Annotated in this window: 12 protein-coding genes and 1 pseudogene; 1 reads left to right on the forward strand and 12 read right to left on the reverse strand. The window is 41.2% G+C overall.

Features of this window, described 5'->3' with window-relative positions; all coding sequences use genetic code 11:
• Positions 1–232 precede the first annotated feature (232 nt).
• From HMPREF0106_RS16085 to HMPREF0106_RS16045, 9 genes are all read right to left on the reverse strand, one after another.
• The gene (locus HMPREF0106_RS16085; RefSeq protein WP_032851218.1) at positions 233–2,122 is read right to left on the reverse strand and encodes a TonB-dependent receptor; all 1,890 of its coding nucleotides are present in this window, start codon (positions 2,120–2,122) and stop codon (positions 233–235) included.
• 30 nt (positions 2,123–2,152) lie between these two features.
• Positions 2,153–2,572: a DUF1893 domain-containing protein gene (locus HMPREF0106_RS16080; protein ID WP_004306090.1), complete on the reverse strand. Its 420-nt coding sequence runs from the start codon at positions 2,570–2,572 to the stop codon at positions 2,153–2,155.
• A gap of 8 nt (positions 2,573–2,580) precedes the next feature.
• Complete coding sequence (locus tag HMPREF0106_RS16075; protein WP_009039581.1) at positions 2,581–3,984, reverse strand: aldo/keto reductase; 1,404 nt, start codon at positions 3,982–3,984, stop codon at positions 2,581–2,583.
• A 19-nt stretch (positions 3,985–4,003) separates the two neighbouring features.
• Entirely contained in the window at positions 4,004–5,512 is a 1,509-nt protein-coding gene (locus HMPREF0106_RS16070; RefSeq protein ID WP_009039582.1) for a 4Fe-4S binding protein, read from the reverse strand.
• Positions 5,513–5,699: 187 nt separating this feature from the next.
• Complete coding sequence (locus HMPREF0106_RS16065; RefSeq protein WP_004318262.1) at positions 5,700–6,803, reverse strand: MBL fold metallo-hydrolase; 1,104 nt, start codon at positions 6,801–6,803, stop codon at positions 5,700–5,702.
• 148 nt (positions 6,804–6,951) lie between these two features.
• The gene (locus tag HMPREF0106_RS16060) at positions 6,952–9,573 is read right to left on the reverse strand and encodes a carboxypeptidase-like regulatory domain-containing protein (protein WP_009039583.1); all 2,622 of its coding nucleotides are present in this window, start codon (positions 9,571–9,573) and stop codon (positions 6,952–6,954) included.
• Positions 9,574–9,697: 124 nt separating this feature from the next.
• Positions 9,698–10,672 carry a FecR family protein gene (locus tag HMPREF0106_RS16055; protein ID WP_004296012.1) on the reverse strand — a complete coding sequence of 325 codons (975 nt, stop codon included), beginning with the start codon at positions 10,670–10,672 and terminating at the stop codon, positions 9,698–9,700.
• Positions 10,673–10,769: 97 nt separating this feature from the next.
• Positions 10,770–11,321, reverse strand: a complete 552-nt coding sequence (locus HMPREF0106_RS16050; protein ID WP_004296013.1) for an RNA polymerase sigma-70 factor — start codon at positions 11,319–11,321, stop codon at positions 10,770–10,772.
• Between the two features lie 95 nt (positions 11,322–11,416).
• Positions 11,417–11,767 carry a winged helix-turn-helix transcriptional regulator gene (locus HMPREF0106_RS16045; RefSeq protein WP_004296014.1) on the reverse strand — a complete coding sequence of 117 codons (351 nt, stop codon included), beginning with the start codon at positions 11,765–11,767 and terminating at the stop codon, positions 11,417–11,419.
• 91 nt (positions 11,768–11,858) lie between these two features.
• Here HMPREF0106_RS16045 and HMPREF0106_RS16040 point away from each other — a divergent pair, with 91 nt between their 5' ends.
• Complete coding sequence (locus HMPREF0106_RS16040) at positions 11,859–12,878, forward strand: arginase family protein (RefSeq protein ID WP_004296015.1); 1,020 nt, start codon at positions 11,859–11,861, stop codon at positions 12,876–12,878.
• Here the strand turns inward: HMPREF0106_RS16040 and HMPREF0106_RS16035 are convergent.
• The 3 genes and pseudogenes from HMPREF0106_RS16035 to HMPREF0106_RS16025 form a co-directional block, all read right to left on the reverse strand.
• On the reverse strand, positions 12,850–13,128 hold the full coding sequence (locus HMPREF0106_RS16035; RefSeq protein WP_004296016.1) for a DUF3098 domain-containing protein: 279 nt from the start codon (positions 13,126–13,128) through the stop codon (positions 12,850–12,852). The genes HMPREF0106_RS16040 and HMPREF0106_RS16035 overlap by 29 nt on opposite strands.
• A gap of 11 nt (positions 13,129–13,139) precedes the next feature.
• Entirely contained in the window at positions 13,140–16,277 is a 3,138-nt protein-coding gene (locus HMPREF0106_RS16030) for a DUF2723 domain-containing protein (protein ID WP_008775691.1), read from the reverse strand.
• A 338-nt stretch (positions 16,278–16,615) separates the two neighbouring features.
• Positions 16,616–16,855, reverse strand: a pseudogene (locus HMPREF0106_RS16025) (ISAs1 family transposase); the annotation flags it as partial.

The following is a 16,855-nucleotide window of genomic DNA, read 5'->3' on the forward strand; positions in this document are numbered from 1 at the left end:
AATATCTATACAGAAAACCGGGCTTATGCAAGACCTTTCAAAACAGAATTCGGATAAGAATCCTTTCTTTCCGGTTAGAATCTGCGTATTACCTCAAGTCGCATCGTGGGGTAAGGGGATGGTGGCTACATATTGATGTTGTGCTGTTGCTTTTTACTGAAAGCTGCTACTAACGACTCATAAATCTACCCTTAATCGTGTATTGGATGATAGTTGCGGATTTTAGGATTATTTAAAAGTTCAAATTAATACCACCCATAAACGTAGCTTTGGGCATGGGATAACCTGCATTTATTTCATAACGCTGTGCCAGCAGGTTCTCTCCTTTTATGAAGAGGTTAGCGAAACGGCAGACACGATAATTCCCACGAAGATTCCATAAAACAAAATGATCCTGTTGCTCGCTACCCTTTACAACAGAAGTATAAAGTCCTTTCACATATTGTACTCCAGTCGATATACTCCAACGTCCGGAAGTATAGTCCGCCCCTGCATACAATTTATGTTCGGGGGCAGCAAGAACGGGATTCTCCATGTGCAACCAGCTATAATTGGCGTTCACATTCCAGTGTGAATTGATGTGGTAGCCTATATTCGTTTCAACTCCCCAATTCTCTATCTCTCCGGAATTGATATTCAATGGAGGAAAGAGTCCGTTTGACATAATCGGATTGTCGCCATTGATATAGTAAAGGCTGATTCCGTAGGACAATGCCCCTTCCAGCAGACGTTGTGAATAGGAAAGTTCATAGTTGATTAGTTTTTCCGGTTTCAATTCCGGGTTGGCAGGAGGAAACATATACATCTCACGAATGGTTGGATTACGGTATCCTTTGCTGACCATTGCTTTAAGTTCTGCATTCTTGGGTAAATGAAAAGCCAGTCCGCCTTGTGGAATCCATTCTGTACCTACGTGTGAATGGTGGTCTACACGAATACCTGCGTCCAGTGAGAACCAACTGCTGATATCCTGACGGAAATCAACGTATCCGGCAAACTCATCCATTTGCTTGTCTACTCCCGGAGTATGTTCACCCGTAGCCAGTACTTTGTTCCATGATTCACCTCCGAAGTGTTGATAATCAAATCCTACGGTCAAACGATTACCGGTAAAGAAAGTGGCACTCTGATACCATGATACACCCAGCATTTTGTCTTTAGAGTTGAAATGTGATTTTTGCGGTTCTTTTCCTATCTGATAGCCATCATTGATTTTATGCCGTCCCCAGTTATAGAAAAAGCTCAAACCTCCTGAAGTCTTTTCATAATGATTTTCCAAAGCGAACGATGTCATTCCACGAGTGATACGAGAATCGTTGTCAATCAGTGGTACTTGGATAGTCCCCGGATTGGAAGCATTAAAATGGGTTACATTCACATCTCCCCATACTTTCCAGAAAGAACTGATATCATAACCTAACTTTGCGTATCCACCATATTGCTCGAATCCCATATCGGGACGATGTCCATCTGTACGATTATATGATCCGGTTACGACGCTACTGAAACGTCCCTTCTTGACACGGTTGGAAAATTCAGTCTGCAACGTGTTATATGAACCGTACCCAACTTGCATATTCGTCTTCACACCTTCTTCCTGTTGCCGACGGGTAACAATATTAATCACACCACCCATGGCATTCGAACCATAAAGTACAGATGCAGGACCACGTAAAACTTCCACTTTCTCTGCCATCATAGATTGATAAGCATCCGCTATCGGATGTCCCATCAACCCCATGTACTGGGGATGACCGTCAATCAGTACCAATAATCCCGCTGTCGGACTACCACCGATACCACGCAAGCTCATGCCACCTGCAGCTCCGGTAGATACGCCATATCCCATGATGCCACGACTGGTAGTGAATAATCCCGGTACCTGCTCCGTTAACAACGGCAAAAGAGAAGGCTCATATCTTTTCTCAATTTGTTGCCTGCCGACTACGGAAATGGTCATCGGAAGATGACGCACATCGGTTTCATTACGTGTTCCGGTGACTACGACTTCATCAATCATATAATTTCTTCCGGCCTGTATGCTATCCTTTTTAGTCTGTGCCATTCCCGAGATGGAAAGCAAGCTACCGAACAGGAATAAACAAGCTGTATTTCTTTTCATACTTTATTTCGTGTTTCAAGTTTCTTCTTTTTACTTCTTATTTCTGATCTTTTCCAGAAAATCGCGGATCAGTGGTAATATTTCTTCTGCTGATTCCACTTCGCTGCACATTGTCTCTACAGGACATCCTCCTGTATGGTTACGGTTCCAGATAAAAGGTACTTTCTCTGTAAAACCAACTTTTATATCTGATTTCTGAAGCAACTCCAGAGCTTTGGTACTGATAATATCAGTATATAACTCTTTGATACCTCCCAGAATCATCAGGGCGGCAGCTCCCTTTCCAACCACCTTATCAGCAATCGAGGCTCCTTTAAGAAACTCCGGTTCCTGGGTCAGTAAATCATAGATATCAGCCACACCGCGTTGAGTGAAAGTACGGATTTCTCCTTTGTTGGCAATAGTACAGGAATATCCTCCCGTATGTAGTAAATTGATTAATTCTTCCATCTTTTCTTTTATAAAGTACCTTGTTTCAATTGTTCTACGAATTGATCTATCCGATGCAGCTCTTTCGGAATATCAATGTTCTGCGGACAGTGTGCCACACACTGGTTACAACCGATGCAATGGCTTGCCTGACGAAGTTTGGGCACGCTACGGTCATATCCGACTAGAAAAGCACGCCGGGCTTTCGCATAATTCTCATCCTGCCCGTTCCTGGGGACATTCCCTTCATTGACACAACGGTTGTAATGTAACAACACAGCAGGTATATCCAACCCATACGGACATGGCATACAATATTTGCAGTCGTTGCAAGGGATCGTTGGATATTTCAACATTAATTGTGCCGTTTCTTCGAGAAACTCTTTTTCTTCATCTGTCAACGGTTCCAAAGGAGAATAAGTGCGGAGATTATCTTGCAGATGTTCCATATAAGTCATACCACTTAACACAGTCAGAATGTCCGGAAATGAACCGGCAAAACGGAAAGCCCAGGAAGCGACACTACTTTCCGGACGGCGTTGTTTGAGCCGTGCCACCAGGTTGTCATTCAATTTAGACAAACGACCTCCTAAAAGCGGTTCCATGATGATAGATGGAATTCCTCGTTTATGCAATTCTCCATACAGATATTCAGCATCCGTATTCCGGGTATTGGTTTCTTTGGCATGTTTCCAGTCTACATAGTTCAATTGTATCTGTACGAAGTCCCACTTGAATTCATCGTGCCGTGAAAGCAGATAGTCATACACTTCGATATCCCCGTGATAGGAGAATCCCAAATTGCGGATACGTCCTGCCTCCCGTTCTTTCACTAGAAAGTCAAGCATTCCGTTATCCAGGTAGCGTCCTTTAAGGGCTTCCATTCCTCCCATGCCGATGCCGTGAAGCAGCATATAATCAATGTAATCTACCTGCAGGTCTGCAAACGATTTGTGGTACATCTTGAGCGATGCTTCACGAGACCATGTATCGGGAGAGAAATTGGATAACTTGGTGGCGATATAATATTTGTCACGGGGATGACGGCTCAATGCAATACCCGTTGCCTTTTCGGAAAAGCCCTGTACGTATGCCGGAGATGTATCGAAATAGTTTACTCCGTGAGCGATTGCATAATCAATCAGTCCATTCACGGCATCCTGGTCGATTACTTCACCATTACCGTTGGGAACAGGTTTGAGAGGCCAACGCATACAACCATATCCCAAGAGTGAAACACGGTCACCGGTAGTCGGAGACGTGCGGTAAGTCATTTTATCGGTAGGCACCTCTCCTTCTCCTGTTGCGCTGCTTGAAGAGGAAGTACCTTTTGAAGAGCATCCGTATAATAGCCCTGTCGACGTGGCTGTACTAATACCTACAATCTTAATGAAATCTCTTCTATTTATATCTTTCTTATTTTTATCTTCCATAATCTTATACTGATTTAGATCAAATAATTCTATGCATCTGATGTCCTGTCACATAAATAGCGCTGAAAGGACGGGACGGACAAAGGTTCTCACACGCCCCACAACCGATACATTTTTCTACATTTACTACCGGAATCTTTGGAGAATCTGTTTTTTCAGGATCGGAAGCTACCATCTGTATGGCACCTGTCGGACAATGGCGGGCACAGTTGCCACATTCCATTCCATCTGTCAAAGGTACACAGTTCTCTTTAATCCATACGGCATGCCCGATCTGAATAGCTGATTTCTCGGCAAGACTGGTGAGATGAATAGCACCGGCAGGACAAACTTCCGAACATTTAGTACATTCGGGACGGCAATACCCACGTTCGTATGACATTTCCGGTTGCATCAATGTCAATAGGTTGTCCGATGGGCGCAATACCTGGTTGGGACAAACAGAGACACATAATTGGCAGGCTGTGCAATGTTGAGTGAAATTGCGTGCGCTTAAAGCACCGGGAGGATAGATAGGATTTTCTCTTTGGGGAATCTTTTTATCTTCGATAGTAGCCAATCCTCCGTCTACTTTTTTCTCTTGTGCTTTCAGTACAGAAGTTGTTGCAAAAATGGCCGATGCTGAAAGGAAGCTACGACGGGCATTGTCTACCTGTTCAGTAGTGACAGACTTTGCTTTCGTATCTTCGCTCGTAGCTGTTTCGTTCTTAGGTTTCCGTCTTGTGTATGTAATGGCTCCATGCTTACACTTTCCGATGCAATCCATACAAGTCACACAACGGCTATAATCTATTTCATGAGCTTTCGGATTAATACACGATGCTTTGCAATTGCGGGCACACAAACCGCAACTATTGCATTTGGAAGTATCAATTACCGGTTTGAATATCGCATATTTGGATATAAACCCTAATACAGTACCTACGGGGCAGATCGTATTACAATAGGTTCGTCCGTTGCGCCACGCCAGAATGAAAAGAACAACAAGGGTAACAATGGCAATCAGCATCGTCGAAAGACTCTTCATCCATACATCTACCTCATAAAAAGCATAACTATCCACTCGTTCGGCGAAGTACGCCAACAGGTTGTTTCCCCATTGCCAGACCGGTGCAAAAAGACTGGAAGCTATCCGGCCATAAGCACTATACGGTGCCAGCAAGATAGCCAAAGAGTTCAATCCTGCAACCATCATAATAATGAATACTCCTAAAACGCCATACCGCAACCATTTCATTGCTGGTGAATAACGGAACCGGTTTTTCTTTTGTTTGCCGGATACCCACGAAACAATGTCCTGAAACACTCCCAACGGACAAATAACAGAGCAGTAGATACGTCCGAACAGGAATGTAAGTACAACTAAAAACAATACGACACCTATGTTCAAGGCTAATAAAGCCGGCAGAAATTGAATTTTCGCCAACCATCCGAACCATGTGTGCAATGTACCCGTGAAGTCGAGAAAGAGCAGGGTAATAAGTGTAAAGCACACAATGGCGGTTGTAAGTCTGATAGTACGTAGCATAAACTAATTAATTTTCAATTTATAGTAGTTATATCTAAATGTCTAAAACTGTCAGGATTGAACCATCTATATTTCAACTTTGCAAAGTTAATCAGGGAAATTTGTTTTTCAACTATACAAATTACAGAATGTTTTACCAATTTCACTGATAACAGACGGGAAAACCTTTAGCCGATTGGGTAAAACACTATTTTTCTAATGCCACGACCTCTCCAATCTCCGGAATCAATACATTCAGAGAATCTTTATTCTTCATCTCTTCTGCATTTTTGAGAGGTTCATCCCAACGATGTTTGGCCAACGCATATTTAGAATGATGTACGGTCAGAACTCTTTTCGCTTTTAAATCTCTGGCCGTCTGTGCCATATATTGGGGCATCAGATGAATTAAGCTCCACTCTTCGTTGTATTGCCCGTTTTCAAGAATTGCGAGGTCGATGCCGGGGAACCGGTTGCCTATTTCTGCATAATGCGTATCATATCCTCCGTCTCCGCCAATGTATATCTTTTGTGAAGGAGCTTCTAGCAGGAAAGAAGCCCAAAGTGACTGGTTGGCAGTAAGTCTGCGACCGGAGAAATGACGGGCAGGCAAACAATGTATCATAAAGCCCGGAGCGAGGTTTGCGTCTTCATTCCAGTCAAGTTCTATCAGACGCTCTTTATCAAATCCCCAATATTCGAAATGTTCGCCAACACCCAACGGACAAATCACTGCTCCAATCCGGTCTTTTAATTTTTTGACTGTGTTGTAATCCAAATGATCCCAATGATCGTGACTAATCACGAGATAATCAATGTCCGGCATATCATCCGGTGTATAAAGTTCCGTACCTTTGAATGGCTTGTTGACAAAAGATACGGGAGAAGCCATACAAAATACCGGGTCAACCAATATTCGCTTTCCTCCCGTTTGAATCAGGTAAGATGAATGTCCGAACCATACCAATATTTCTTCATTACGGCCAATCTTGCGTAAATCTGTTTTTATTGCTTTGACAGCCTGTTCGGGGCGCAAACCGTCTATCTTTCTGAAAATGAACTCCCAGATTCCGCTAAAACGTCCCCTGTCGGAAGTCATCAATAGAGTTTCATGCTGATTTTTAAATTCTCCGTTTCTGTAATTAGGAGATTTCATGACTCTTTCCAGCCGTTCCCCACGGGGAGTTCTGCCGAAACTGGCTTGATTGATAAAAACAATGACTGACACCGCCAGCAATGCTATTACAGCTAATATACATCCTACAATCATACGTGCTTTGAATTTCTTGAATATGATACGCATATAATTCATAACTAAATTATTTCACGCAGCAAATATACAGGTATTCAGAGAGCTTGTTAGTATATATATTACAGATTGTTATACCATAATTACTGAAAGCAGTTGCCTGTTGGGTGTCAGTCTATTGTGTGAACAAACCCTTTTCTTGTTCAGTTATTTAGAAATAAATTTTGTAGCTGATGTTCGGAATCAGACCCGCTCCGTCTTTTTCTTCTACTACACTCGTTCTTTCATTGTATTGATAGAAATGCATTCCGGTGCGCATACCCACATTCAGTATTTTCAGAGAAAACTCGTGGGATACTCTTTTCTTATTGATCCGGAAGCTGATCGAAACATCACCGTTTATAGATGGATTGAATCGTTTAGTATATGCTTTGCTCTCGTCAAAAACGATGTCTTTTTCTTCCTGACTTTTTTCTTCATCCACAGGTGTATAGCGTCCTCCTCCCTGAAAGAACAGACGGCCGTTTACACTTAATACATTCTGTTTGAGTCTGCCAACCATCCATTCTTTTCCGGCGAGCAGGTTCACTAAAAAACTTTTATCCAGTCTCGTATTTCGCCAGATACGGTCTCCTCCCCTATATTTCGATTTGAATAATGAAGCTGTAATCATATAGTAGAAGCCGTTTTTCATGTATTGTTCCAGTGTTATATCTATTCCATAGTTTTTGGCTATTCCGGTGTTTGTCAATATGCGGTCTAAATAGAATTCTTCATAATTGATAATCGAAAAGGAGGAGTTTTCCTCAACCGGTATGTGGAACAAGTATTGATAATAGGGTTCTATTTTCAGATGTAGGCTCTGATTGATATTCCAGTCATAAGTGAATCCGAAATGATGTGCCTTTGAGAAGTCCAGGTACCGGTTTGATTCCTTTTTACCATTGATTATCTGTTCAACAAAGTAATAGTCGAGCCTTTCCCGGCGGCTATGCAAGCCGTAAGCTGCTGCTAAAGAATGTGCAGGATTTATTTTCCATTTAAGGGCAACTCTCGGTTCTATCGACCAGTTCTTGTTTAAAGTAAAATATTGTCCGGTAACCCCTAAACTGGTTGTCAGATTGTTGCTCAAGTTTATTACAGAACTACTATATGCCGAGAGGACTGTACTTTCTCCACTGCCTTTCGATATTTGTTCCATAGGTTTGTTTAATCCCAAATAAGGGCTGACTTTGTAATCAAGATCATATTTAAGTTCCGTAATGGTAATCCCTGTTCTGTTGGTATGCCTCGGACTGAATTTCTTATTCAGATATGAATTGAATACTAAATTCCATCTGCTATTCTGAATATCTGCTACATTAATAATAGCGTCGTCGGTATGTAAGTCCGCCAATGAACGGTCTTTGGAATAGGTAGCGGATAGAGAAGAACGGATATAAGTATTTTCATCCAGTACATATTTGTGCGCTAAGCCACCTGCCAGTTTTTCCAGTTTATTATATCCCGACGACCGGTCTCCCATCGTTTCCCATTCGGAACGTTCCAAAACATCTGCTTTATTTCTGTCTATCAATCCTAATCCCCAGATCGAAAAGGTTCCAGCTTTACGTGTGGGAAAATTTAGTTTGAAGGCTAAATCCTGATATTTCAGGTTGATGTCATTACCCGATGCCAGTGAAGTAGTAGAAAAGCGATAATTCACCAGATAGGAACTTCCCCGTTTTTTATTGATAGGACCTTCCGAAGCTAAATCTATGCCCATGAGTCCGACCTGAAAGGCGTGTTCGTACTTCTGATTGTTACCATTGCGCAAATGCATATCGAAAACACCTGATAGGGCATTACTGTATTCCGCCGGGAAAGCTCCGTTGTAGAAATCGGAGTTGCCGATGACTTGCGTACTCAAAGCGGACAGGAATCCTCCTCCCAAGCCTGATAAATCAGCAAAGTGAGTAGGATTAGGTATTTCAATTCCCTCCAGTCTCCATTGTGTAAATTGCGGGGCATTTCCCCGGATGGCAACCGCATTAGTACCGACATCTCCTGCTACACCTGCAAATGCAGAACTTAACCGTGCAGGATCGTCAAAACCATTGGCAAATCGGGACGCTTCTTCAATACTAATCATACGTCCTCCTGTGATAGCCATTGGGTTGACAGTCCGGTCTTTTTTTATTTCCGGCTTGACAAGTACTTCAGCCAAATCTTGTACATTCTCATCCATAGGAATCTCTACAAATACTTCTTTGGATGAAGTGACAGATACTTCGCTGATGATACTTGGGCGATACCCCATAAAAGATGCCTGAATATTATAACGACCCACCGGGACATTATTAATCCGGAAATTTCCCCGTCCGTCAGTCGAACCTCCCCGTGAGGGATCTTCTGCTATACAGACGGAGGCATATTCTATGGGCGTATTGGTTTTGGAGTCAACAACGATTCCTCTTATGGTTTGAGTCAGTTTTTGTGTATCATTGTTGGCGGGCTTTTGCTTGTTATCCTGCGAAGAAATAATAATATGATATCCTTTTATCTTATATACATATCCGGTTTCCTTCAATAGTTGAGCCATAGCTTTGTCAATGGTTACATTTTTGAATGATAAAGAGTGCTTCTTTTCGATATTCAGGTTCGATTGTTCATAAGCGATGCTATATCCGGTTTGTGTTTCAATTTGTGCAAAAGCCTCTTTTAATGAGATATTTTTATTTTGTATGGTAATCTTTTTATCTTTATTCTGTGCAATAGTTGTAAGAGATAGAAAAGTAAAAAATAAAAAAATGGCGAGCTTACCTGCCCGTTTATTTGTATTTATTCGATTCATTATTCTATATTTGTATGTTGATACTTCATTTTACGTCACTTGTTGAATGAGGGTAGACATTTCAGAACTGGGAAGAGGGTCTCAAGCTGCTTCCCGGTTCTTTTTATTCATAGGCTGTTTCTTTTTATTGTCGGGTTAATACTATTTTCTTTTCATATTGCTGATAATCAAAGCCGATGATATCTTTCAATATATTCAGTATTTCATTCAGACTTTCATCTTTCAGAAACTTAACCGTATATCGTTTGGATGCGGGGATAATTGCTGTATTATCAATAGTGGTGTTATAGTGCCTTTCCAAGGTTCGGAATATTTCTCCGGCGCTGGCATTGGTAAATACTAGTTTTCCCGCCATCCAACAATTTGTATCATTCGTATCTATCACTGATATGTGAATATCTGATGATTTTTTGTCGTATGTAAGCTGCTCATCGGGCTTTAGTATATGGGGAGGTTGAGACCGGACACTCACTTCCACCTTACCGCTAGTCAATGTAGTCGTTATTTTCTCATCATTAGGATAGGCTTTCACATTGAACCTGGTTCCAAGAACTTTCACAGAGAGTTGGGAGGTTTCTACAATAAAAGGACTTACAGTATCTTTTTTGACAGAGAAATAAGCTTCACCGTCAAGCATGACCAAGCGTTTATCTTTGGCAAAAGTTTCCGGGTATAAAATGCTACTTCCCGCGTTCAACCATACTTCCGAACTATCCGGCAAGATTAAGCGCTTCTGTTCTCCGTAGGCAACGGATATTTCTATCATTTCGTTGTGAGGAGAAAGATAGTAGAACATCCCTCCCGCAAATAGAAATAAAGGAACAATAACGGCGGCGACACGGGCAAACTTCTGGTAAGAAGCTATGTTGGTCAGATGCTCCTTATTATATCCTGTTCTTAAATTCACCCGTTCCAATGAAGCATAAGTGCTTGAATCGGCTTCTATGTCCAATTCATTCCAATAATCCAATGAGGCTTTAGCTTTCGCCTGCTGATTTTCATCTTTGATGATCCATTTCTGCACTTTCTCTTCCGTTTCAGATGGAAAGCGGGCGGAGAGGAACATTTTGATGATTTTACTGATATTACTTTTCTTCATTTTTGCTGCACTTTACTATATATACAGTTTGGTGGCAAAAAGCTCAATAAGAAAGTGGAAGTTTTTTTTATAAAGCAGAATGAAAAAAAATATAATGCTATAATAGTGATACCAGGAAACATGAAATAACCTTCCGTATTTCTTTCAAAGCAAGACTTAGCTGGCTTTCAACATTTCTTTTGGTAGTATTCAGGCGTTCGGCAATTTCGGCATTGGATAATCCTTCGTTACGACTCAATGTATAAATCATTCTCCGTTGTTCGGGCATTCCTCCGACAAGTTCGTCAATCAGCATTTCCAATTCCTTGGCAATAAGGTCTTCTTCGGAAGTAGAGCTATATCCTGTTTCTTGATTATTGTTCAGATAGGCATCACACACATATTTATGTTTCAGAAAGTTGATTGCTGCATTTCTTGCAATGGTGTGCAAATAAGAATTGAATGATCTGGACGTATCAATCGAATGACGGTTGATCCAAAGATTGACAAATAAATCCTCTGTCAGCTCTTCCGCATCAGGTTCTGATTTTATATATCCGTCAATGAATGTTTTGGTTTTGTTGTAGTATGCTATAAAAATAGTCTCAAAGGCCTTGTGATTCCCATCCTGAAAGGCCTCCAGCGTTTTTATATCAATGTTGTTATTCATACTATCTCCCAATTTTCATTTCATTAGGACAAAAGAAGCAATAATTTATTTTAGATAGATGGTCTTTTTTGAAATATTAATGATATTAGAAAGATTTATTCTATTTTCAAGATTCTCTTCATCTCCGGACGAAAGCTATCACCCCAGATTTCCAGTTGCTCAATCAGAGGAATCAGCGTCTTTCCCAATTCGGTGATAGCATATTCCGAATGGGGAGGAAGCTCCATGAATATCTTTTTGCTGATAATGCCGTGCATCTCCAATTCTTTCAGTTGTTGATTGATGACCCGGGGACTTGCCTCGGTAAATAAACGATGCAGCTCGCTGGGACGTTTCGGACCAGTGCATAATTCCTGAATGATGCAACTTTTCCATTTTCCCCCGATCACTTCCATCGTAATCTTTATCCCACAATCAATATCAAAAGGAATTTTCTTCTTATACATAGTTTTCTGCTTTTCTGCAAAAATAAGGATATCACTACAAAAACAAAAATAATAATCCCCAAATGTAGTATAGGGCTAAATTTATCAGTATATGAATAATTCGTCCCTACTTGCCGATGTTTCAGGTATTCCCTACTTTTGCTTCAAAAAGATGAGAAAGTATTTATTATCACTTGCATTAGTCGTTGGAGTCGTTTCAATGAATGCACAAGAAAAAGTAACAAACAATGTAAATATGGAAAATAAAAAATCAACTCTTCGTTTTATCTATCCTCAATGGCAAGGAGGAATTGTAGATCATTGGATGCCTGATATTCCGGCGGAAGATTCATCCAGAGGCTACTATCTGGGAGCACAGTTATTGAACTATTTAGCCCCACAGACCGGTCAGAATACGGTCGAAGTTCCGGTTTCACTGGATATAAATGACAGAGCGACGGAAAAAGGTATCAGTGCACGCAGTGTCATACTGAAACAAACTAAAGCTGCGCTTGATCTGCTTAAAGAGAATCATCCGGATCGGATTGTCACTTTAGGAGGAGAATGTTCCGTTAGTGTTGTTCCGTTTACTTATTTAATCAATAGATACCCGGATGATGTAGCTATCGTCTGGATAGACGCACATCCCGACATCAATCTGCCTTATGATGAATATAAGGGTTATCATGCAATGGCACTAACAGCTTGTTTGGGAATGGGAGATGAAGAAATAATGGAATTACTTCCGGGAAAAACGGATGCTTCCAAAGCCCTGATTGTCGGACTCCGCTCATGGGATGAGGGTATGCAGGAACGACAAAGAAAGCTGGGAATTAAAGGATTATCTCCACAGGAAGTTGCCAATGATCGTACAAAGATTATGGAATGGCTGAAAAGTACCGGGGTTTCGAAGGTGGTTATACATTTCGATATGGATGTATTGGACCCGGCAGAGATAATCGCTGCCGTAGGCGTTGAGCCTAACGGCATGAAGATTGAAGAAGTAGTTCGTATCATTAATGATATATCCTCCGAATATGATCTGGTAGGACTTACAGTTGCCGAACCTATGCCACGAGTGGCAATCAAACTTAGAAATATGCTCAATCAGTTACCTCTATTGAAAGATTAAATCCCCTTTGACGAGGACGGTAAAGAATACCGAATACATTCAGTAGATACCCCAATAAACACAATAATGGGGCAATACGTATGCGTGTTCCACTAAATATATCGGGATTATAGGCGGCAAGGGTACTCCCCTCGCCGCTCATTAATATATATCCTATGATAATCAATATAGAGCCGATAATTAAGATGACGTAATTTCTTTTGCCCAATACTGTTTTTATTTCTTCTTCTCTTATTCTTTTCGATTTCATATTCTTTGAGTTTAGTTGTGATAATTCATTAGTTGAGTAAAGCGCATATATTTCTTTTCAAATTGCTGATTACTCTGTTCATATCTCTCTTTATCCATACTCTTCAGTAATTCATTACACTGATTCCATTGCCAGAACCTATACAAACAATCCTGTTGAACCATCCCTATCCGGTTATCTCCCAATGAGAAAGCCCAGTCGATATAATTTTCCGATTCTGCTATCAGATGATTCAATAGATCGGTCGCTTTCTGCGTTTCTCCTATGGAAGCATAAGCGGTGGCTATATCATACGAACCACTCTCGTATACTTCAGGAACATTATATGCCGGAATAGCTTGCCCAGCATATTCCAATACTTTTCTGGCACGGATGTCGTCTCCTTGTTTCACCAATTCTTTAGCCAGTTGCGCAAAGAGCCTTCGATGAGAATAACAGATGCGCAGGGTTGTTTCGTCCAGATAAAGTCCGGGAGTATCCAATCCACCGTATTTATATCTGTTCATCACATTCTCGTAGAGCTTCTCCGTATCTATGGCATATCCATTGCCTTCTTCCACGTCTCCCCATTCTTTATAGTTGAAAGGAGTAAACCGGAATGCTAACCCTTCCTGAACAAAGTAGTCATCAAATTTCAGTTTACTGGAGTTGCCTACCGAGATAGCCATGTACAGGGGACGTTCCCAGTTACAGTTAGCCAGGATCTCGAGCATGAGTAAGTCCACTTTAGTCAACAGACGTATATTTTTTAGAGAAATAGACAGTTTATCCGGTATTGCATCTCTTAGTTCTTCCCCTTTTAAATGACGAATGGCTTCAGGCAACATCATTCCAGAACGGAGTACTGCATCCTTATCAATATAAATATTTATAGTATCGGTAGGTATCACATGGAATTCCTGTTTCTCTGCGAACACCCAATATTTCAGGATATTCTTTATTTCATACGGATCATTTCCAAAACTATCACGGGCTTCTTCGGGATGTTTCTGATACAATGCTTCTATCTGTTTCTTCAATTCCGGACGAACAGCCACATATTCGTTCTTCCCTTCCTGGTATTGATTTTGATCCCAACTGATCGGCAGTCCGGGAGCATCGTACAGAGGACATTGTTGCTGATAAATGTACCAGTCGGTCTGCGCATAACTTAAATTGCAGATACGTACATCTCTGCGTACTTCTTCCGTATCCTGATTATACCACAAGGGGAACGTATCATTATCCCCCTCACAGAATATGATCGGATTTCCTTTGTCGGGAAGTGTCATCAGATAATTAGCACCAAAGTCACGACAGGTATACCGGTTGCTTCGATCGTGGTCATCCCAAGTCTGGCTTGCCATTTGTATGGGGACAAACAGGCAAAGCAGCATAAGTAAGCCGACTGGGAGGATTTTTGCCTGTTTCCTGCGAAGCATGTCACAGCATCCGGCGGCTCCCATTCCAATCCAGATAGCGAACGCATAAAACGAACCTGCATACGCATAATCCCGTTCACGGGGTTGTCCGGGAGTCTGATTCAGATAGAGCACAATAGCCAATCCCGTCATAAAGAAAAGGAAAAATAAGACACTGAATTGCTGCTTGCCTTTTTTTCCACGTGTCCATTGCCAATAGATACCGAGTAATCCTAATAATAATGGTAAGCCATAGAACACATTGTGACCTTTGTTCTCACGCAAAGATTCCGGCAAAAGTTTTTGATCCCCCAGTCGCAGATTATCAAGCCAGGAAATTCCTGTAATCCAGTTACCATGTTCCGGTTCACCGCTTCCTTGAATATCATTCTGTCGTCCGACAAAATTCCATAAGAAATAGCGCCAGTACATGTAATTGAGTTGGTATGTGATAAAATAAGTCAGGTTCTCTTTTTGTGTAGGAGCCTCATTCGCACCTCCACCGGACCATCCTTTGTAAGAAGCGGCCGAACGATCATTCCACATTCGCGGAAATAACATATTTTGAGTGTAGCACACGTCTTCCTTATAGCGAATAATTTTATACTTGCCTTCTTTCTTATCCGGCCGATAGATGGCACTACCTTTTTCTGTCTTTACCTTGTAATAGTCTCCTTCGGGCACATACTCCGGTTCGGACGCATAGGTTCTCCCATAAAGTAAAGGAGCACTTTCATACTGTTCGCGATTCAGGTAGCTTTTGAGTGTGAAAATAGTATCCGGTGCATTCTCGTTGAGCGGCGTATTAGCATTGGCACGAATGAGTATGACCGCATAGGTGGTATATCCTATGGTGAGCATGAGTAAACACCACAAACCGGTATTCACGATGCGTTTTCTGAACCGATAAATGGCTCCTATCAGTAAAAACAGGACCAAACCCAGAAAGACGATCAATCCTGACTGGAAGGGTAATCCCATCACATTGACAAAGAATAATTCGAACCATCCTCCTACATCAGCCATTCCGGGTATATAAACAAAAAGAATCAATACAATAAGAATACCGGATAATGCAATGGCCCCGATAACTCCCTTGAGTGATAGAGTCTGATATTTTTGGTAATAGAACACTAATACAATGGCAGGAATACAAAGCAGATTAAGCAAATGCACTCCGATTGAAAGCCCTATAATATAGGCTATCAGGATAATCCAGCGGTCACCGGACACAGAATCTGCTTCATCCTGCCAGCGAAGAATCATCCAAAATACCAAGGCTGTGAGGAAAGAAGAGAAGGCATATACCTCCCCCTCTACCGCACTAAACCAGAATGTATCACTGAAAGTATAAGCTAAAGCTCCCACAAAACCTGCTCCCAGAATGATAATAACATCCATAACAGATAATTTCCGTTCATCGCCCACAAGCAAGGCTCTCACTAATCGGGTAATACTCCAGAAAAGAAACAAGATACAACCGGCACTCAATAGTGCATTTAAAAAGTTGACCATTCCCGACACTTGCGAAGCATCGGAAGCAAACTGGGTAAACAGGTTGCCGACAAGCATATAGAAAGGTGCTCCCGGCGGATGCCCTACCTGTAATTTTTCAGCACAAGAAATAAATTCGGGACAATCCCAGAAACTTGCGGTTGGTTCGATGGTCATCCCATACACAAATGCTGCTATCAGAAAGACCAGCCACCCACCGAAATCATTCCATCTTTTAAATAATAAGTTGCTCATTGTTCTGTACTTTTTTATTTGCAAAGTTACAGGACATACTGCTAAAACAGGCATTTTTTACCGGACGGATACGGACGGTCGTCAATGATAATATGTTGATAATCAATAATAATAAAAGTGAAGAGATAGACAAAAACAGACAGAGGATAAATTAGGTACAAATTAATAATGGCATAGTAAAGTAAATGGCATAAAAATGACAATGTATCAAATATGAAAAAACTATTGGGATATTAGGAAAAACAAGTGCCACTCTTGTTTTTTGCTATTTAATTTCGTATCTTTAATGACTTTCATTCTTCTAAAGACAGATAATCATATTACACAGGGCAGACGCATTAAAAATTATTGTTCTGTAAAAGTTGTGACAAATATTTTTCATCCCATCCGGCTTTTAGTCTTTTCAGATTCATACTTCCTTTTGTTGTTTTATCCTTCTTTAGTATGGTAAGTGCCATCTTTGTTGCCACCGAAAAGTTTCTGGCTGCATTTTTCACCTTTTTACTGTAGTCTTCTCGAAAGGTAACATCCAATTGCCAATGAAGATTATTCTCAATAGACCAATGCTGTCTGATGGC

The sequence above is a fragment of the Bacteroides sp. D22 genome (assembly GCF_000163675.1).
In the GTDB taxonomy this organism is placed as follows: Bacteria; Bacteroidota; Bacteroidia; order Bacteroidales; family Bacteroidaceae; genus Bacteroides; species Bacteroides xylanisolvens.